The 18,785-nt window shown below is 70.5% G+C and carries 19 protein-coding genes; 10 read left to right on the top strand and 9 right to left on the bottom strand.

The genetic code is table 11. The features are described from left to right. Positions 1-27: 27 nt before the first annotated feature. Positions 28-1,020: a zinc-binding alcohol dehydrogenase family protein gene (locus ACIHFE_RS09555; RefSeq protein WP_400105264.1), complete on the bottom strand. Its 993-nt coding sequence runs from the start codon at positions 1,018-1,020 to the stop codon at positions 28-30. 85 nt (positions 1,021-1,105) lie between these two features. Between ACIHFE_RS09555 and ACIHFE_RS09550 the strand changes: the two genes are divergently transcribed. Continuing rightward, positions 1,106-1,705 (top strand): CGNR zinc finger domain-containing protein, encoded by a 600-nt coding sequence (locus tag ACIHFE_RS09550; RefSeq protein WP_400105263.1) that lies wholly within the window; start codon positions 1,106-1,108, stop codon positions 1,703-1,705. Here the strand turns inward: ACIHFE_RS09550 and ACIHFE_RS09545 are convergent. Further along, complete coding sequence (locus ACIHFE_RS09545) at positions 1,675-2,730, bottom strand: hypothetical protein (RefSeq protein ID WP_400105262.1); 1,056 nt, start codon at positions 2,728-2,730, stop codon at positions 1,675-1,677. The genes ACIHFE_RS09550 and ACIHFE_RS09545 overlap by 31 nt on opposite strands. A gap of 35 nt (positions 2,731-2,765) precedes the next feature. Further along, entirely contained in the window at positions 2,766-3,350 is a 585-nt protein-coding gene (locus ACIHFE_RS09540; RefSeq protein WP_400105261.1) for a GNAT family N-acetyltransferase, read from the bottom strand. Between the two features lie 96 nt (positions 3,351-3,446). Here ACIHFE_RS09540 and ACIHFE_RS09535 point away from each other — a divergent pair, with 96 nt between their 5' ends. Continuing rightward, complete coding sequence (locus ACIHFE_RS09535; RefSeq protein WP_400105260.1) at positions 3,447-4,025, top strand: PadR family transcriptional regulator; 579 nt, start codon at positions 3,447-3,449, stop codon at positions 4,023-4,025. Between the two features lie 104 nt (positions 4,026-4,129). On the opposite strand, the gene ACIHFE_RS09530 is transcribed toward ACIHFE_RS09535, so the two are convergent. Beyond that, the gene (locus ACIHFE_RS09530; RefSeq protein ID WP_400105259.1) at positions 4,130-5,014 is read right to left on the bottom strand and encodes a RimK family alpha-L-glutamate ligase; all 885 of its coding nucleotides are present in this window, start codon (positions 5,012-5,014) and stop codon (positions 4,130-4,132) included. A 129-nt stretch (positions 5,015-5,143) separates the two neighbouring features. Here ACIHFE_RS09530 and ACIHFE_RS09525 point away from each other — a divergent pair, with 129 nt between their 5' ends. Next, positions 5,144-5,941 (top strand): phytanoyl-CoA dioxygenase family protein, encoded by a 798-nt coding sequence (locus ACIHFE_RS09525; protein ID WP_400105258.1) that lies wholly within the window; start codon positions 5,144-5,146, stop codon positions 5,939-5,941. Positions 5,942-5,974: 33 nt separating this feature from the next. Here the strand turns inward: ACIHFE_RS09525 and ACIHFE_RS09520 are convergent, their stop codons facing one another. From ACIHFE_RS09520 to ACIHFE_RS09505, 4 genes are all read right to left on the bottom strand, one after another. After that, positions 5,975-7,135, bottom strand: a complete 1,161-nt coding sequence (locus ACIHFE_RS09520; protein WP_400105257.1) for an alpha/beta hydrolase family protein — start codon at positions 7,133-7,135, stop codon at positions 5,975-5,977. Positions 7,136-7,244: 109 nt separating this feature from the next. Beyond that, complete coding sequence (locus ACIHFE_RS09515) at positions 7,245-7,835, bottom strand: class IV adenylate cyclase (RefSeq protein ID WP_400105256.1); 591 nt, start codon at positions 7,833-7,835, stop codon at positions 7,245-7,247. Between the two features lie 14 nt (positions 7,836-7,849). Further along, the gene (locus ACIHFE_RS09510) at positions 7,850-8,404 is read right to left on the bottom strand and encodes a flavoprotein (protein ID WP_400105255.1); all 555 of its coding nucleotides are present in this window, start codon (positions 8,402-8,404) and stop codon (positions 7,850-7,852) included. Continuing rightward, positions 8,401-9,444, bottom strand: a complete 1,044-nt coding sequence (locus ACIHFE_RS09505; RefSeq protein ID WP_400105254.1) for a hypothetical protein — start codon at positions 9,442-9,444, stop codon at positions 8,401-8,403. Before ACIHFE_RS09505 ends, ACIHFE_RS09510 begins: the two co-directional genes overlap by 4 nt. A gap of 444 nt (positions 9,445-9,888) precedes the next feature. Between ACIHFE_RS09505 and ACIHFE_RS09500 the strand changes: the two genes are divergently transcribed. From ACIHFE_RS09500 to ACIHFE_RS09470, 7 genes are all read left to right on the top strand, one after another. Next, positions 9,889-10,440 (top strand): hypothetical protein, encoded by a 552-nt coding sequence (locus ACIHFE_RS09500; protein ID WP_400105253.1) that lies wholly within the window; start codon positions 9,889-9,891, stop codon positions 10,438-10,440. A 57-nt stretch (positions 10,441-10,497) separates the two neighbouring features. Beyond that, positions 10,498-12,285: a trypsin-like serine peptidase gene (locus tag ACIHFE_RS09495; RefSeq protein WP_400105252.1), complete on the top strand. Its 1,788-nt coding sequence runs from the start codon at positions 10,498-10,500 to the stop codon at positions 12,283-12,285. A 136-nt stretch (positions 12,286-12,421) separates the two neighbouring features. After that, positions 12,422-13,222, top strand: coding sequence for an MgtC/SapB family protein (locus ACIHFE_RS09490; RefSeq protein ID WP_400105580.1), 801 nt, complete (start codon positions 12,422-12,424; stop codon positions 13,220-13,222). A 300-nt stretch (positions 13,223-13,522) separates the two neighbouring features. Beyond that, positions 13,523-14,938: a family 2B encapsulin nanocompartment shell protein gene (locus ACIHFE_RS09485; protein ID WP_400105251.1), complete on the top strand. Its 1,416-nt coding sequence runs from the start codon at positions 13,523-13,525 to the stop codon at positions 14,936-14,938. 39 nt (positions 14,939-14,977) lie between these two features. Beyond that, the gene (locus ACIHFE_RS09480) at positions 14,978-15,751 is read left to right on the top strand and encodes an alpha/beta fold hydrolase (RefSeq protein WP_400105250.1); all 774 of its coding nucleotides are present in this window, start codon (positions 14,978-14,980) and stop codon (positions 15,749-15,751) included. Between the two features lie 252 nt (positions 15,752-16,003). Next, on the top strand, positions 16,004-16,447 hold the full coding sequence (locus tag ACIHFE_RS09475) for a hypothetical protein (RefSeq protein WP_400105249.1): 444 nt from the start codon (positions 16,004-16,006) through the stop codon (positions 16,445-16,447). Between the two features lie 543 nt (positions 16,448-16,990). Further along, positions 16,991-17,566: a hypothetical protein gene (locus ACIHFE_RS09470; RefSeq protein ID WP_400105248.1), complete on the top strand. Its 576-nt coding sequence runs from the start codon at positions 16,991-16,993 to the stop codon at positions 17,564-17,566. Here the strand turns inward: ACIHFE_RS09470 and ACIHFE_RS09465 are convergent. Then, on the bottom strand, positions 17,553-18,686 hold the full coding sequence (locus tag ACIHFE_RS09465) for an NYN domain-containing protein (protein WP_400105247.1): 1,134 nt from the start codon (positions 18,684-18,686) through the stop codon (positions 17,553-17,555). The two genes, ACIHFE_RS09470 and ACIHFE_RS09465, sit on opposite strands and share 14 nt — an antisense overlap. Positions 18,687-18,785 lie beyond the last annotated feature (99 nt).

Below are 18,785 nucleotides of genomic sequence, written 5' to 3'. Positions count from 1 at the left end.
AGGTTCGGGGGCGGCGTGCGCATGGCGTCACACCGTGAGCACGACCTTGCCCCGGTTGTCCCGCCGTTCCAGACGGTGGTGCGCGTCGGCGGCCCGCTCCAGCGGGAAGACCGACTCCACCGGGACGCGGTACGTGCCGGAGGCCACCCGGGCGGCGATCTCCTGGAGATCCGGCCGGGAGTCGTATCCGTGCTCCAGCAGGTTGGTGAGCTGGAACCCCTGGATCGAGGCGTTCTTGGGGTAGAAGTCGCGGGTGTCGATGGTGCTGGTCTCCAGGGCCACATTGGCGAGCGCGATGACGCGTCCGGCGTACCCGGTCTGGCGCAGGCTCTGTGCGAAGACCCGTCCGCCCACCGTGTCCAGCACCACCTCGGCGCCGCGTCCCCCGGTCAGCCGCAGCACCTCCGCCACCGACGCCTCCCCCGGGTGGGCCGAGGTGTCGATGGTGGCCTGGGCGCCCAGGCCGGCCGCCCAGTCGGCCTTCTCCGGTGAACCGGCCACGGCGATGACCCGGGCGCCCGCCTCCACCGCGATCTGAACCGCCGCACTGCCCACGCCACTTGCCGCGGCCTGCACCACCACCGTCTCACCCCTGGCCACCCCGGCCAGCCGGTGCAGGCAGTACCAGGCGGTGAACCAGGCCGAGGGCAGTGCGGCCGCCTCGGTCAGGGCGATGCCCTCGGGCAGCGGGACCACCCGGTGCTCGGGGACGGCCGCCAGCTCCGCATAGAGACCGGGCATCCCGGTGCCGCCGCCGATCACCATGACCCGCTGCCCCGGCGCCAGACCCCGCACGCCGTCCCCGGCCGACACCACGGTTCCGGCGGCCTCCAGCCCCGGGGTCAGCGGCGGCCGGCCCGCACGGTGGTAGGACCCGGAACGCACCAGCGCATCAGCCCGGTTGACGCCCGCGGCGGCGATCCGCACCAGCACCTGGCCCGGCTGCGGCACCGGATCGGGCACCTCCACCGGGACCAGCACCTCGGGTCCTCCGAACTCCTCGATCCGTATCGCGCGCATGCCCTCACCACTCCTCTGACACCGGTTGAACAGGTGTCAGAATATCGACACCTCTTGAACAGGTGTCAAGAGGTAGGGTGTGCGCATGGTTCCCCCCGCCGCACCCGCCGATCCGATGCTCGCCTTCCCTTTCTTCGGAGGGCGGCCCTGCCTGGACTTCGTCGCCACACTCGGCAGGCGCCACGCCACCCCGGTGGAACGGCTGCCCGACCCCGCCGCCCTGGCCCGCTGGATCGAGCAGGCGCGGCTGGGCGGCCCGGCGGACGAGGCCCGTGTCACCACCGGGGACCTGGCCGCCGCCCGTACCCTGCGCGAGGCGACACACCGGCTGCTGACCGCCGCCATGGCCGGCCGGGCACCCGATCCGGCCGATGCCGACCAGGTCAACCAGGCGGCCCGCCGCCCTGACCTGGTACCCCAACTCGCTCTGCGCGACGGCCGTCCGGAGCTGCACACCCCGTCCGGGCAGCCGGTGCGCGCGGTGCTGTCCACCGTCGCCCGGGACGCCGTGCTGCTGGTCGGCGGGCCGCTGCTGGACAGGGTCAAGGAGTGCGGCAACCCGGACTGTTCGCTGCTCTTCCTGGACGACTCCCAGGCCCGCCGCCGCCGTTGGTGCTCCATGGACCGCTGTGGCAACCTGGCCAAGGTCGCCGGCTACCGCTCGCGCAGCCGCACCACATCCTGACGCGGAACGGCCCCGCCCGGGCAGCGCGGCCGGGTGCGCACCCAGTACGAGCGCGTGGCCAGCGCCAGCGCCGTGCCGTACATGGTGAAGGCGCCATGGCCTATCCAGCTCACCTCGATGCAGTCCGCCACAGTCGGAAAGTCGCCCCGGGGAAACGACACCAGCCCGGCACTGCCCAGAGCCGTATAGCCGGTGCCCAACAGCCCGTACGGAACCAGGGTGGTGGCGCCGATGAGTGCCGGTGTCAGCGGCAGCCAGCGCGGCACCGGCCGGCCGTGCAGTACCAGCGTCCAGCGGGGGAAGACCTGGCCCCACGGCCGGACCAGGCCGAACAGCAGGAACACCCCCAGCGCGGCGAGCAGAACCGTGCCGTCGATCCCCCAGGACTCCAGTTTCAGCCAGAGCCCGGACGCGCCATTGCGCCGCGATTCGTCGAGCGTGTCCGCGCCGCTGACCCCCGCGAACCGGCCGCCCGTCGCCCAGATCACCTTCATGGCCGCATAGGGAGCGAAAGCCACGGCCCCCACCCAGGCGGCGACTTGGGCCGGCCGGGGAGCCGGGGACGGCTCCGGCCGCACCCCGGACCGGTGTTCCCGCCCACACCGGGCGCAGCCAGCCGGCCGGAGCGACCGGGCCGTGGCGGCCAGCAGCACCACCCCGAGCAGGCCGAGCAGATGGTGTACGGCGGCCACATTGTTGTCCACCCGCTGGTTGAAGATCAGCTCGATCACATCCATCAGCAGGGTGAACCCGGAGACGGCGGACAGCGCGCAACCGATCCAGAGCAGCGCCTGGTTGAACCGCCGGGCGCCATGGCGCCGGGCGTCCAGCACCGCGGTCAGCGCCACCACCGAGGTGACCACGACCAGCCAGTTCAGGGCGACCGGGCCGGACTTGTCGGCCGGGTTGAACACCGCCTTGTGCCACAGGGTGCAGCCGAGCGCGAAGCCGCCGAAGAGCAGGGCCCAGCCGACGGCCGCCGGGGCGGCCCAGTGCGCGGCCGGGCGGTGGTGAGAAGTGGTCATGCCCGCACTCTCACAACCGGTGCCCGGCCACACTGTCAACCGGTGGAACGATCAACCTCCGCCGGGCGGCGGAACCACTCCTGCCGCAGCATGGCGTATACCAACTCCTCGCGCCAGCCGCCCTTGAACAGCCCGGCGCCGATGAAGTGCGCCTCCCGGCGCATGCCCAGCCGCTCCAGCAGCCTGGCCGAGGACTCATTGCGGGCGTGGCAGCGGCCAATGATCCGGTACAGGTCCAACTCTCCGAACCCCAGGCCAAGTACGGCCCGGACGGCCTCGGTCGCCAGCCCCCGGCCCTGATGGTCGGGGTTGAGGACATACCCGATCTCGCCCTGCCGGTCCGCCCGGCTCAGCCACACCAGTTCCACCTGGCCCACCACCCGCCCGGTCTCCGGCGTGACCACCGCCAGGGTCAGGCAGTCGCCCTCCTTGGCCAGCCGGTTCTCCCGGGCCATCTGCTCCACCGAGGCCCGGCTCCGCTCCCGGCCCCGTGGCTCCCACCGCATAAAGCGGGCCACTTCGGGGCGGCGCTGATAGGCCCATACGTCATCGGTGTCCTCCGGGACGAAGGGCCTCAGACGCAGGCGGTCGGTGACGAGCGGGAAGTCGATGTCGAACACCAGCCGGACCCTATAGGCCGGTTGAGGCACCGGCGAGGGGATTTCCCCGCGGCCGCGCCTTGCCAATTAGTCGAAATAGACTGGTAGAGTTCGACCATGCCACGAAACGCGCTGGAGAACCCGCATGTCCTCGCCGTCCTGGGCCTGCTGCTGGAACAGCCCATGCACCCCTACCAGATGCTCGCCGAACTGCGGAGCCGCGGTGAGGACCGGGCGGCCGCGGTCAACCGCGGCTCGCTCTACAACATCGTGGAGGCGCTGGTGGCGGCCGGCTGGGTCGCCGTACACGACCGCCAACGCGAGGGAAACCGCCCCGAGCGCACCATCTACGCCCTCACCACCGCCGGACGTGAGGAACTGGTACGCCGACTGGACGCCCAAATCCGCATTCCCGCCCGCGAGTTGACCGAGTTCCTCGGTGCGGTCAGCCATCTGGGCGCCCTGGGGCCGGACCGTGCGGCGGACGCCCTGACCGAGCGGGCGGGGCGGCTGCAGGAACGGGTGGCGGCCCATGAACGAAACCTGGCGCAGGCGCTGGCGGGCGGGGTGCCCCGGCTGTTTGTGATCGAAGCCGAGTACGCCATCAACTGCGTGCGCTCCGAGATCACTTGGGTGGAGTCGGTCATCGAGGAGATCCGCACGGGCTCCCTGGCATGGCCGACGGCCGCCGGATGAAGGGAACAGCGGTTACCCCCATTTCTCGCTGCGGGACGCGGACCGCGCCAATCCGGCCTTCGAGGTGTACCGCGCGCTGATCGAGGAGTTCGGCAACTGACCTGCTAGCAAGCGGTCCTTCGCGCCCGGCCCGCCACCGCCTCGACAAACCGCCGCAACCCCTGCGGATCGAGGTGCAGGAAGAGATTGGGCTCGATCAGCTCCAGCTCCATGACCACCGGATTCCTGGCCTCGTCCAGTGCCAGGTCCACCCTGGCGAACAGCGGCGCCTCAGCCGACGGGACCGCCGCCAGCGCGGCCAGAGCGGTGCGCATCTCCGCCGGGGTGGGCCGGTACCCGGTGACGCCCGGGTGGGGTACCCGGCCATGGTCGGTCAACCCGGGCTCGGTCAGCACGGGTTGTCTGCGGACCGCGTGGCTGAAGACGCCGGAGAAGAACACCAGCGACCGTTCCCCCTCCGCCACCAGGCGCAGATACGGCTGGAGCATCACCATGCGGCCCTGTGCCAGCAGCCTCCGGGCGTGGTGCAGGGCGTCCGGGTGCCCGTCGCGCTCATAGCGCGCGGTGTCCCGGGCGCTCGCGGACACCGCGGGCTTGACCACCACCTCCCCGGCCATGCCGAACTCCGCTTCATCGCACCGCTCACCCGGTTCGATGAACCGCGTGGGTACGACGGGCACTTGGCGCTCGGCGAGTGCCAGCAGATAGCGCTTGTCGCTGTTCCAGCGCACCAGCGGCGCCGGGTTGCACAGCAGGGTGACCCGGGCCGTCTCCCCGGCCCAGGCCAGGAATTCGCCGAGCCGTTCGGTGTAGTCCCAGGTCGACCGGATGACGGCCAGGTCGAAGTCGCCCCAGGCCGGGGAGCCGGTGTCCCAGGCCACGGCCTGGGCGGCGCAGCCCTCGGCGCACAGCGCGTCCACGATCAGGGGAAGATCGATATCCATATCGATGCCGTCGGTGCTGGTGACCATGGCGATTCTGGCGCCCACGCGATGCTCCGTCCTGGCCTGGCCGGTGTGATCCGGAGATCTCCAGCATTACCCGGACCGGGCCGCCCCGCCATCGCGAACGAGCCGCGCGCGGTAATTCATTTGCCCCGCATGACGGCTTCCCGCAGCATGCCGCTTGTGCAAAATGTTCTCACCGACGAGCAGATAGAGCGCTTCGTCACCGACGGTTTCGTCCATCTCCCGGAGGCGTTCCCGCGCTCACTGGCCGAGGAGTGCCGGGCGTTCCTCTGGCGCGAGACCGGGTGTGATCCGGACGACCCCTCGACCTGGAAGGAACCGGTCATCCGGCTCTGGGGCTACGCCGACGAGCCGTTCCAGCGGGCGGCGACCACGCCGCGCCTCCATGCCGCCTTCGACCAACTGCTCGGCGAGGGCCGCTGGCAGCCGCGCACCGGCCTGGGCACCTTCCCCATCCGGTTCCCGCACCCCGACGATCCCGGTGACGCCGGCTGGCACATGGACGCCAGCTATACGCCCGAGGGCGAGCAGGGCTACTGGCTCAACCTCCGCTCCCGTGGCCGCGCCCTGCTGATGCTGTTCCTCTTCTCGGACGTGGACGAGGACCAGGCCCCCACCCGGATCAAGGTCGGCTCGCACCTGGACGTTCCGAGGTACCTGGAGCCGCTGGGGGAGCGGGGCATCGACGGCTTCGAGCTCTGCAAGGCCATGGACGCCGAGGGCGCGCTCGATTCCCCCGACCGCCCCCTTGCCCTGGCCACGGGCCGGGCCGGTGATGTCTACCTGTGCCACCCCTTCCTGATCCACTCCGCCCAGCCACACCGTGGCGGCGCCCCCAAGTTCATGGCCCAACCACCGCTGCTGCCGACCGGGTTGCTCGACCTCGAGCGGGCGGACGGGGCGTACTCGCCGGTTGAGCGGGCGGTTCGGCTTGGGCTGGGCCGGTAGCGGCCGCATGACGCGATCCCGGCCGTTGGTGGCTCAGCGGCCGTGGAACGTCACCTCCGGGTAGGCCGGGGACGGGCCGTCCAGCAGCCGTTGCCGCTCGCCCTTCAGATGCTGGTCGAAGAAGGCCGCCACATAGGCCCGGGTGATCTGCTCGCCGCGCAGCCCGGAGAGGCCGCCGCCGGGGGCGGGGACGCCCGCCTGCTCGGCGAGCACGCCGATGTCGGTAAAGCTCATATGGACCGTACCGGCCACGGTGATCCAGCGCTTCCAGCCATTGAGCCGGGACCAGCCCTCCGTCCAGGTGTTGTCCTCGTGGCCACCCGGCAGGGGGTGGCCCACCATGAGGAACGGGCGCCCGTCGAGCCCGTTCTCGGGAACCGGGTCGACAAAGGTGCCGTCCAGGTCGGCTCCGGCCCGTACCCGTTTGTCGGCCGCCATCGTGGAGGCACTGGCGGCGCCGCCTATGGAGTGGCCGGCCATGCCGATCCGCTTCTTGTCGATGAGGCCGGCGTACCGCCAGGCCGGATGACGGCCGGTCAACTCATCGAGGACAAAGGAGACATCCTTGGCCCTGCTCCGGGCGACATCCCCCGGGTCGGCCGGCATATGGCCACAGAGGTCGCAGGTCAGGGTCTTCCCATCGGGGAGGGTCTCACCGGCGTTCTCATAGGTGTGGTCGATGAGCGCGACGATGTACCCGTGGCTGGTGAGCTCCGTGGCGAGCCCGGTGAGGGTGGCCCGCTGCATGCCGAAGCCGGGCGACAGCACGACCAGCGGGAACCGCCCGCGCTCCGGGCGGGCGCCGGCCTGCGCCCAGGTGCGGGTGTGGCTCAACACCTCGGGCGAGACCGGCGTTTGCGGCACCTTCTTCAGCAGGTCCCGGGCCTCTTCCATGGTCATATAGCGAGCGGACGTGCCGCTGTGCGGCCTGGCGGGGTAGTACATGGACACCATGAGCTGCCGGGGCCCGGCCGACGGCACCCAGGGGTCCTGGCGGTTCCGGTCCACCAGGTGCAGCACCTCACGGCCGACGGCGTGTGTTCCGGTGGGCCGGGGGAGCGCCAGGTGTGTGGCGGTGGACGTGGACGCGACGGGGGCGGGCCGGGGCGCGGCGGATGCCACCCCGGCGATCGGCAGCGGCAGGACGAGCGCGAGCACGGCGGTGGCTGTCGCGGTGCGACGGAGTCTTGTCATACCAGGGAACGCTAGGTGGCGCGCCCAGCCGGTCGCGTCAGCCGCCAGGGGTACTCGTGTGTCAGACCTCGGTAGGAGAAGTGCTCTGGTCCGCAGGGGAGTTGGGACGCTACTGACCTGGTGGTCGCGGATGATGACCACGGCCCTGCTCCCGAGCGGCGGCTACCGTTTCTGTGTACAGCTCGGTGGTCAAGCAGTCATCGGCGACGCCGAGTTCGCTCAGTACTGTGCTGACGTCGGCCAGAGCAGCCTGCAATTCCGGCTCCTCGGCCATGGTCTCCAGCTCGATGAAGGTGCCGGAGATCTCGGGAACACGTACCAGTGTTGCCAGCATCTGACGGCCATACGCGGCGAAGCTGTAGTTCCGGCAGTGCTTCTCAAAGGAAATGGTGGGTACGTACCCGAGGCCACGCAGCGTGGCGTGCATCGCTGTCGGGTTGTCCACGGCGGTTTCATGTTCTGGCTTGGAGCCGGAGGCCCCAGCCACGCGAGCTTCCTTGTAAGTCAGCGTATTGCGAGCCCCGTTGGCGCCTTGCACTGTCCTTACCCGCAGCTCTCTGTCCTCGCCGGCCAGCGTCCCGGCGGGGGTGTCGTAGTAGGTGTCCCGGTACAGCTCGTTCCGGCCGTCCACTCGTTGCTCGAGGCGCTGCCTTACGGCTGCGGGATCCTCAACGCGGGCCTTGAGCTCTGCCTCGATCACTGCCGTTCCTCCGTTCAGGTCTGCGGCGTCAGGGACTCCATCGCGTCAAGCGCCATACTCCAGGGGTAATGGGGAACCTGCTGTCCTCCCGTGCCGGGCGCGTGGGGTGTCCACTCGCCGGGGCCGTGCAGAATCCGCACCCCCGCCGAGCGCAGTGTGTTGATGGAGCGCTGCGTCGCCGGATGGTTCTGGAGGGTGGTGGACCAGAAGGGGAGCGCCACGGTGGGAAGGCCCAGGCCGGTGGCCTCGCACAGCAGGCCCAGCGCATAGGTGTCCGCGAAGCCGGCCGCCCATTTGTTGGCGGTGTTCATGGTCATGGGGGCCACGATGAGGGCGTCGGCCGGGGGGTTGCGTTTGTCCTCGCCGACGCGGCGCCAGTCGTAGCGGACGGGGCGTCCTGAGGCCGACTCCAGGGCGTCGGCATCGATGAAGCCGCCGCTTGCTGCGCTGGGGGTGGCGATCACGCATACCTGCCACCCGCGCTCAACTGCGCCTTGTACCAGGCGGATGGCGTCTGCGGCCGGGCCTGCGGCGCAGATGACGTGGTAGAGCACCTTGCCGGTATTCATACGGCTACCTGCGCTCGGGACGCCAGTGAACGCAGAAGCGGAACCTTGCCGCCTTGGTCGCGCATCAACAGCTCTCCGATCAGGTGCCGAACGACAGGACGAGACCGTACCTCCTCGGGCGCCTCCCGTTCAGCTGTGAGCAGGGCGACAGCTGCCTTCTCCAGACGTCCGCAGCTGAAGAGCGCTCGTGCCGCGTCCGTCCAGAAGACCGCTCGACGTTCTGCTACAGCCAAGGTGCCGACATTGACTCTCCTTGCTTCGTCGAGCGCACGCCCGGCATCCCCGAAGGTGAGGGCGATCGAAACTCTGTGCAGATCAACATTGTTAGGCTCGAAGGCGGTCCAGCGACGGTTAGGGGATTTGTCCATGAGTTGGGCGGCTCGGCCTGCATCCGCCAACAAGAGTTCGGCGGTGTCGCGGTCGTCCGCCTTCGCAGCGGCCCAAGCCGCTCTCAGTAACAGAGATCCGAACACGGCAATGCGGTCGGGGTCGCTGCGCTTGACGCCCCCCTGGAGCTGCCCGACGGCCTGTACAGCCACTCTGACCGCCTGGCGATGATGACCGACTGCGGCCACAGCATGGGTGAGGATGCGAGCAGCCGTGGCAAATGCGGTGGCGTTCCCGGACCTGCGGGCAGCCATCATGGCCTTCTCTGCGGCCACCCAAGCCGAAGCGGGATCGTCGGCTTTCAGTAGTAGCGAGGCGGCCACGTGGTATGCGTCGACTGAGAGCAAGTCGCTCTGGCACCGTTCCCCGGCCGATGCGCGCTGGACAGTCAGCTCGGTGAGCAGGGCGGGCAAAGTGCGGGCGAGCGGGGTGTAGTGGCAAGCCTGAACAAGTCGTTTGGCAGCCGCCGTTGCCCTTCTTAGGTGATCGATAGGGGCGGGTTCGCCACATGCGGGCCCAGCCTCGACGAGTGCGTCTCGGAGCCGGTCCATTGGATCAACAGGGGCGTGATGCAGTAGTTCATCCGGGGTGGTGGGCAGGCTGGTGAAAGCCGCGACGGCCAGAGATCCGGTCATGAACTCGCGTCGTTTCACGGAATCATCTTGCGGCTTCGCGAGGGTTGGTGCCGCATTGACCGCCTTGGTGGGACGCGTGAAACCCAGTTGTTCAACGGGGCGTTGCAGGAGGGATTGAAGGACCAGCCGTGCTGGTGGGTGAGGCCAGCCAGGGGACCTTGACTCCCAGCGCCTGACCTGTCTGACCGAGACGCTGAGTGCCAGACCCAGTTCATATGCCGTGGCCTGGAACGCTTCCGCGAGCTCCTCTTGGGTGTGGATGCCCCTGTCCAGGCGGGCTTGTACGAAGAGGGAGTTGCCCGGAGGGGCGGGTTCTGACATGGGCTGCCTCCGAGTGTGGCGTACCCAAATACCGTATCCCGGTGCTCTGCCTTGGCTCGGAGGAATGTCCTCGAAAACGTCCTCTTGACCGTCCTCCTGTCTGACCTGGCCTTCGCCGTCGCACCACGATGTGCTGCTGCCATGACGCATGTTGAGAAGAGGCTGGCTCACTTCCACCTGGGCGCCGACGCGGGGCTGTGGCTCGTCTCCCGCGAACCCCACCCCCGCGAGGCCCGCGAAGCCTGGATGCGGGACGCGCCCGCGATGCTCCGCATCGGAGTGCACTTCGATGCGGTGCGGCTGCCCGCCTCGGTGGTGCACCGGGCCGCGGGCGGGGCCGGGCGGGAGGTGGTTGAGGCGGCGTTCCGGCGGGCCGGGATCGAGGGGGCGGTGATCGTCGATCACTCGGGGCGGTGGTACTACGCGCTGGTGCCGCCGGGGACGGCCGCCGGGTGGCGGGAGGAGGGGTGTGAGGCGCTGGGGGAGGGCTGCTACCTCGGGGTGCCGGGGCCGTACCGGGCCGAGCCGCCCGGGTCGTACTGGCTGCTGACGCCGCCGGGTGGGGAAGCGGACCTCTGCGAACCGCGGAACCTAAGGGAGCTGAGCGGGCACGGGGTGGAGGAGGTGCCGCGGCCGGTGTGGGGGAGGCGGGGCGCCCGTGACGGGGCGGACCCCATGATCGACCACCCGTAGGCCCATGGAAAAATCTGGCGAACACATGTCTAAATAAGGTTTGGAGAGTCGTTCGCCTTGACGCCTTCCAGATGGTCCCGGAGCCTCGCCGTAGTCGTCGCCATGGCGGCCTGCGGCACCACCGCCACCGTGTCGGCCGCCCAGGCCGCCCAGGCCGCCCAGGCCGCGCAAGCCGCGCCCAAGGACGGCCCGGAAGCCGCCGGTTACTGGACGGCCGCGCGCATGGCCGCGGCCAAGCCGGTCGAGGTCAAGGGCGGAGCCGGAGCGGGTATCGCGGCGGCCCCCAGCGCCGCGGCGCCGGCCGGGACGCCCAAGGGGACGCTCGGCGATGGCATATCCATGGTCGGGACGTTCTTCTCGCACAGCAAGGTGGCCGGCAGCACCTCCTGCACCGGAAGTGTGGTCCACAGCGCCGGACACGACCTGGTGCTCACCGCCGCGCACTGCGCCCGCTCCATGCAGCAGGCCACCGACCGGATCTTCGTCCCGCAGTACCGCAAGGGACTGGACGCCAACAAGCAGAAGTTCGGCGCCTTCCCGGTGCAGAGCGTCTATATCGACAAGCGGTGGCTCAAGGCGTCGGACGCCAAGTTCGGGCCCGAGTCCAATCTGGACTTCGCGTTTATCCGGGTCGGTGTCAACGACCGGAAAGCGAAGATCGAGGACAGGACGGGCAGCCTGCGGCTGACGAATACGCCGGGGCCGGTCAACACCGTCACGGTGCTGGGTTACCCCGGGGGATCCAGCAACCCCGGGCAGAAGGCCATCAGTTGCACCGTGCCCACCGCCCAGTACAAGGGCTGGAAGCAGCTCCAGATGCTGTGCGGCGGGTACTACGGCGGAGTCTCCGGCGGCCCGTGGATAGCCAACTGGAACGCCAAGCGCAACACCGGTGATGTGATAGGCATCGTCGGCGGGTTCAACGGCGGCGGGAACCGGGCCGAGGACGACTGGATCAGCTACTCGCCGGTCTTCGACGGTGAGATACAGGCCCTGTACCAGGCGGCGACGGCGGGCCGGGAGCCTGCCGACGGGCTGACCGTCAGCCCCAGCCCGCAGCCGGTGCTGCGGGAGACCTCGGGTGTGTGGCGGCACGCCAAGCAGCTGGCCGCCGGGGACTTCGGCGGGAACGGGCGGGACGACCTGCTGGTCGCCTTCGACGACGGACAGGTCAGCCTCTACCCCAATGACGGCAACGGCGGCTTCGGCAAGGACAGCACCCTTGTCAAGGAGAACAACCGCTACTGGAAGGGCGACAATGTGCGCGCCATCGCCGGCGGCCCCGTCGGCGGCGGCCGGGCCAAGCTGGCGGTGCTGTGGGCCAGTGGCAAGCTCAGCCTGTTCGGGGACGTCAGCTCCGCCGGCCTCCGCAAGGAGACCATGATCGGCTCCTATGGGGAGTGGAAGAACGCCCGCAAGATCGCGATCACCGGGTCCGGAGACCTGGTGGTGCTGTGGAAGGACGGCGAACTCAGCCTCTACAGCGGCGTCACCGCCACCGGCAAGGGCAAGGAGAAGCAACTCCGCGCGGCCAACGCCGAGTTCACCGGTGCGGACGCCCTTGCCGCCGGTCGATTCTCCGGGTCCTCGGGCACCGACCTGCTGATGCGGCTGGCCAACGGTCAGCTGAAGGCATACCCGGGTACCGGGACAAGCGGGCTGGGCTCCGCCCGGGTGGTGCAGGGCGGGAACGCCTCGTACACCGGCACCGCCATGGTGCTCGGCGGCTTCGCTCCCGGCGGCGGGTCCGACGGTCTCCTTGTGCGCTGGCGCGACGGTGAGACCTCGCACTACGACCGTCCCGGGCTGAGCGGGCTCGGGGACTGGGGTCCCCTGGTCTCCTGAGACCACCGGGGGGCAGCAGAAGGGGGGCGGCTCATGAGCCGCCCCCTCCTTTTCGCGCGCTGGCGCGCCGCCGGGCCGGGATGGCCGGGTGCCGATAGAGATCGACCGCAGGACACTGGACAGAGAGAGGTGGACCATGGTCAACGAGTGGCATCTGGCGGCCAACATCGGGGCCGGTCTGGGGCTGGGCGCGGTCATCGGGCTGGAGCGCCAGTGGCGGGCCCGGATGGCGGGGCTGCGGACCAACGCACTGGTGGCGGCCGGCTCCGCGCTCTTCGTCCTGCTGTCCACCTATGGCTTCTCCAGCGCCACCAGCACCACTGGCTACGACGGATCGCGGGTGGCCGCGCAGATCGTCTCCGGTATCGGTTTTCTGGGCGCCGGTGTGATCATGCGGGACGGGCTGCGGGTGCGCGGCCTCAACACGGCGGCCACCCTGTGGTGTTCGGCGGCCGTGGGCGCGCTGGCCGGTACCGGGCTCTATGTGATCGCCGTGCTGGGCACGGTGGGTGTGGTGGCCGCCAACACCCTGCTGCGGCCGCTGGCCCGCCGGCTGGACCGGGAGCCGCGCGGCGGGGCCGAGGTGGCCACCGACTACCACTTCGAGGTGGTGTGCACCGAGCCGGAGGAGGCCCATGTCCGCACCCTGGTGGTCCAGGCGCTGATCCGGCCCGGCTTCCGGCTGCGGTCGGTGCACAGCCAGGACGCGGAGGCGGCGGGCAAGGTGAGGGTGTCGGCCGAGCTGACCACCGACCGGCGGGACGACAGCCTGCTGGAGGAGGCGGTCAGCCGGCTGTCCCTGGAGCCGGCCGTCTCCGCGGTCAGCTGGACGGTGCTGCATGAACCGGAGGGCGATGACGAGCCCGAGGACGAGCAGCGGTCCCGGCGCCGGGTGCGTGACTTCTTCGGCGGACGGAGCCAGGACAGCGGGAACTGAGTTCCGATTTCCTGGGAATTCCCGTTCGGGAGCACCGGCCGGAGCCACTCGCCGAAAGAATCCGCGAATATGCGGCGGGTGGGGCCCCATGGTCCGCTGGGGCAGCGGTAACTCGGGCGGTGCCCGCGACATGCCCGGCAACTGCCCGCCAAAACAGCTTGGTTGGGGCTTTCGGAGGTGCGGGGCACTGCGGCACGCCGTTGAGGAGACCCTCGGTATCGCGTTGGATTCCGACCGCAGTACGTCCTCATATACGCGCCGAACACATGCGCCTACCGGACAACCGGGAGGGAATTCTCCATGGCGACCGCAGTGGAACGGGACCAGCCGGCCGACGACCCGCAGCTCAGCCTGAGTACCGCGGCAGCGCGGAACCTTGCGACCACCACCAAGTCCGAACCGCAGATGCAGGGCATCACCTCCCGCTGGCTGCTGCGCACCCTGCCCTGGGTGCAGGCGCGTGGCGGCACCTACCGGGTCAACCGCCGGCTGTCCCTCGCGGTCGGACGGGGCCGGGTGAGCTTTCTCAAGACCGGCGCCGAGGTCAAGGTGGTGCCCGAGACCCTGACCGAGGTCCCGCCGCTGCGCGGCTTCCCGGACCAGGCCCTGCTGCGGGAACTGGCCACCCGGTTCGTCCAGCGGGACTTCGACGCGGGGCATGTGCTGGTGCAGGAGGGCCAGCCGATTGAGGAGGTGTACCTGGTCGCGCACGGCAAGCTGGACCGGATCGCCACCGGCAAGTACGGCGAGGCCCAGAAGACCGGGGTGCTCGCCGATGGCGACCACCTGGGAGACGAGGCGCTGCGCCAGGCGGAGCCGGTCTGGCATGAGACCGTCACCGCCGCCACGGCCGGCACCGTGCTGGCGGTGAACTGGAGCGTCGTCCAGGAATTCCTGGACCGGTCCCCCGAGTTGCGCGCCCACCTCGACCGGTATCTGGCCACCACCAAGCGCTCGGTCAACCGCAAGGGCGAGGCCGATGTGGCACTGGCCTCCGGCCACGAGGGCGAGCCCGTCCTGCCCGGCACCTTTGTGAACTATGAACTGGCCCCGCGCGAGTACGGGTTGAGCGTGGCCCAGACGGTGCTGCGGGTGCACACCAGGGTGGCCGACCTCTACAACGAGCCGATGAACCAGGTGCAGCAGCAACTCCGGCTGACCATCGAGGCGCTGCGCGAGCGCCAGGAGCACGAGATGGTCAACAACCGGGACTTCGGACTGCTGCACAACGCCGACTACGAGCAGCGCATCTCCACCCGGACCGGCCCGCCCACCCCCGACGACCTGGACGAACTGCTGAGCATGCGGCGCGGCACCCGGGTGCTGCTGGCCCACCCCAAGACCATCGCGGCCTTCGGCCGGCAGTGCAACAAGCGCGGCGTCTACGCCGAACCGGTGGAGGTGGGCGACCACCAGCTGCCCGCCTGGCGCGGCGTGCCACTGTTCCCCTGCAACAAGATCCCGGTCAATGGCGGCGGAGGCATCTCCTCCATCATCGCCATGCGCACCGGCGAACAGGACCAGGGCGTGGTCGGCCTGCACCAGACCGGTATCCCTGACGAGTACGAACCCGGCCTGAGCGTGCGCTTTATGGGCATCAACGAAAAGGCCGTCATCTCCTATCTGGTGAGCACCTACTACTCGGCCGCGGTGCTGGTACCCGATGCCATCGGCATCCTGGAGAACTGCGAGGTGGCCGGAAACCACGCGGGCTGACCCATCGCCGTACTCCGCCGGACCGGGCACACTCGGGGCATGGACGACATGGTGCGGGTCCGGGACGGCGAGGTATGGGCGGACGACACCGGGGGCGCGGGCCTTCCGCTGGTGCTGCTGCATCCCGGAGTCGGCAGCTCCACCATCTGGGACCGGGTCGTGCCCCGGCTCAGCGAGCACCACCGGGTGATCCGCTATGACGCCCGGGGATATGGGCGCTCCCCGGCGCCCACCAGCCGCTACTCACAGATCGAGGACCTGGCCGCGGTCCTCGACCACTTCCGGCTGGACCGGGCCGTGCTGCTGGGCAGCAGCCTGGGCGGGGCCACCGCGCTCGGCCTGGCGCTGCGCCACCCGGCCCGGGTTGCCGGATTGGCGCTGTTCTGCCCCGGAGTGACCGGCTATGACGGCCTGGCCACACCGGAGTTCCTCGCCGAGCTGACGGCACTGGCCGAGGCCGGGGACCATGAGGGCATCGTCGCCCTGTGCCTGCGCATCTGGGCCGCGGCCGGTCCGGACGAGGAGATCGCCGCCACGCTGCGGGCGGTCGTCCCGGCCTGGTTCACCACCTACCCCCACCAGGAGCAGGACGAGCCCGCCTTTGGGCGGCTGGGTGAGCTTGCCGTGCCCTGCCTGCTGGCGCTGGGCGAACTGGACCAGCCCGAAGTGGTGCGCTGCAACGAGGAGATGGCGGCCCGCATCCCCGGCTGCCGCCTGGTGCGGATGAAGGACTGGGACCACTTCCCCTCGCTACGGGATCCCGAGACGGTGGTCGCGCTCACCCTGGAGCTGTGCGCGGAGTTGCCCTCCTGAGCACGATCACCATCCCCTCTCACCCTTCTCATTGCCGGCGTCCCCGCGAAGAGCGGGGGCGCAGCAGTGCCGCGGCCAGCACGGCGGGGGCGGTGAGCAGCAGGGTGAAGGTGACCAGCCTGGTGCCGTTGGAGCCAGGCTTGCGCTCGGTGGGCAGGGCGGCCCGGTAGTTGAACCGGTGCGAGGGTGGGCGCGGTGGGGTGCTGGGCGGGGTGGGCGTGGGAGAGGGAGTGGGGGTGGTGGCTGGGTGGGGTGAAGTCGCCGCGGGGGGTGGGGTGTTGGCGGGTGGTGCGGCTGCACCGGGTGGGAAGGCCGGCCCGGGTGGGACGGCCGGCCCGGGTGCGGCGGGGCCGGGTGCGGCCGGCCCGGGGGCGGGTGGCGCGGGTGCCGGGGGCGCGGGAGCGGGTGGGGCTGGTGCCGGTGGTGCGGGCGGGGCAGGCGCGGGTGGTGCCGGTGGTGCCGGGGCAGGCGGTGCCGGGGCCGGGGGAGCCGGGGCGGGTGGTGCCGGTGCCGGTGGTGCGGGAGCAGGCGGTGCGGGCGCCGGAGGAGCCGGGGCGGGCGGCGCGGGCGCGGGTGGTGCCGGAGCAGGGGGCGCTGGAGCCGGGGGCGCGGGTGCGGGCGGTGCTGGAGCCGGGGGCGCCGGCGCCGGTGGTGCGGGTGCCGGTGGTGGTGCCGGGGCGCAGCCGGCGCTGTTGATGCCCAACGCCACATCCACCAGCACCGCGTGAGCGTTGACGCACACACTGCCGGTACCCGTGTCGATCACACTCGCCCGCACCGCGCCGCCCGCCAGACCGGCGGTCACATGCGAAGGCGGGTGGTCGGGCAGCAGCCTCGGCACCCGGTGCAGGGTCGCGTTCACCGTGCTCCCCGGAAGCGCGGCATGCGCGTCCACGTCGTCCGCGGCCGCCACGCCCGTGAACGCCAGCACGGCGCTCGTCCCCAACGTCACCGCATACCCGGCTCTCAGCCATCCCCTCACAAAGAGACAGACTGCTCAACCCGCCGTGGAATCAGCACCGTTAGGGCTTCGATTCCCCCGATGGCGTGAACCTTTGGCAGACGGGAACCGCGCTGCCGTGCCCGGCGGACGAGGCTCCCGGATACTGCCAGGGTTTACCCCGGACCTCCGGTGGCGGGTTGATGGAGCGTCAATCGACCGCTGGATGCGGTCCATTGCCGCCGGGCATAGTCTCCTACCCGATCGCACCTCAGATCCCTAGGGGAGGAACCTGAACGATGCGTACCTTGCGCAAGAGCGGCCTCGTCCTGGCTTCGGCGGTGATCGGGCTGACCGGGGTGGTCGCCGGTGCCGGCACCGGCTCCGCCGAGCCGCGGAGTCCCTTCGCGGCCCAGGGGCGGCACGCCGGACTCACCCCTGCCCAGATATCCGGGCTGCAGAAGGAGGTGGACGCGTTCATCAAGACCTCGGGCGGCAAGCAGGTCGCGCTCAACAGAGTGTCCCTGTCCGGGCATTCGGCCGTGACCCTGACGGCGCCCGGTGAGAGCCGGGTACGGGACCTGGCCGGTACCAAGACCGCCAAGTTCACCCCGGGCAACTGCGGGGACAAGAACTTCTGCGCCTACCAGGGCCGGAACTACACCGGCTATGAGTTCACCATGTGGGCCTGCAAGGTGTGGGAACTGCCCGGTGACGGCTGGGGCCGCGGCGGCTCCTGGTTCAACAACCAGTCGCGGGGCACCCGCGCGGTGATGTACGGCAAGCACATGCAGAAGGTGTACACCACCCCGCCGGCTCCCTTCGGGGACCCGCACGGGGACTGGCGGCCGGTCTGGTTCATCAAGAACTGCTGACCGGGACGCCGGGTGCCGGAAGCTCCTCCGGCGCCCGGCCGCCTCCGCAGTAGCCGCAAGTTCCGCGCCGTCGCAGGTAGTACGCCAGGGTGGCGGCTCCCAGGGCGGCGCCCCAGACGATCCAGAACATGGCGGGAACATTGGTTCCCCAGCCCTCCGGCTGGATGCCGCCCCGGATCATCATGATGCCGCCGGGGATCAGAACCGCCGAGACCAGTGCCGCCGGCACTATGGCCACCGCGGGGGCGACCGGCCGGCCCGCCTTGCGCCACACCCAGCGCGGCCAGACCTCGCCCCAGCGGGCCGTCAGGCCGTGGGTGAGCACCCCGCCCAGCAGCGAGGCGACGCCCAGACCCAGCCCGATGTCCAGCATGTACGGGGTGTCCTGCATGTCCTTCAGGAAGGCATCGGTGATGCCCAGCGGGTAGCCCAGGTACCAGGCCAGCCGGGTGGCCTCATAGGGCATGGTGGACAGCAGGGCCGTCCACACGGCCCGGCGGCCCCAGCGCGCCGCCGCCTCCGGGGTGGTCCAGGGGGCCGTCCTGCTGCCCCGGCCGCAGTGCACGCACAGGCCCCGGGAGCGGCGCTGGTAGGCGAGGGTGGCCAGCGCCCAGAGCGCACCGCCGACGAAGACGATCACCAGGTTGTCGCGATGCCAGAAGAGGACCTCGCCCAGGCCGCCCTGCTGCCCGGGCAGGCCGGTGAAGGCGAAGACCAGGAACAGCGGTGCGAAGGCCACCAGGGCTATCAGCGTGTAGTCGGGGACGAGCAGGGCGAAGACGGCTGCCTGGCACCAGCCGGCCGCCAGCAACAGGCCGCGCCTGCCGCGCCCTTGGGCCATCAGTACGCCGCAGACCACGCCCAGCAGGCCGACCGCGGCGATCAGCGGGGCCACCACCCCGGCTTGGCTGGGTTCGAGGAGCGACCCGGAGGAGCGGTTCTCCGCGACCCGGGCGAAGGGATAACCGGCACCGCCGAACGACCAGTAGAGTCCGGCCATTCCATAGAGCAGCGACCAGACGGCCGCCGCATATGCGGACCAGTGGGGCCAGCCGGACCACCACCGCTGCCGCAAGGGTGTCGTGCCCGGCCGGAAATCCGTCTCGACCGTCTTCGTCATCGGCCCGTTCTCTCCTCCACCGTGCCGCACGACGCCGGTCGCCGTGCCGGGTAAAGGATTTCGCGCCGCAATGGTCCTGGCCCATCCGGAGACCGGGGG

The sequence above is a fragment of the Streptomyces sp. NPDC052396 genome, from assembly GCF_044593195.1.
Lineage (GTDB): Bacteria > Actinomycetota > Actinomycetes > Streptomycetales > Streptomycetaceae > Streptomyces.
Note: the sequence above shows the minus strand (reverse complement) of the source record. Positions and strands in the feature narration are given on the sequence as shown.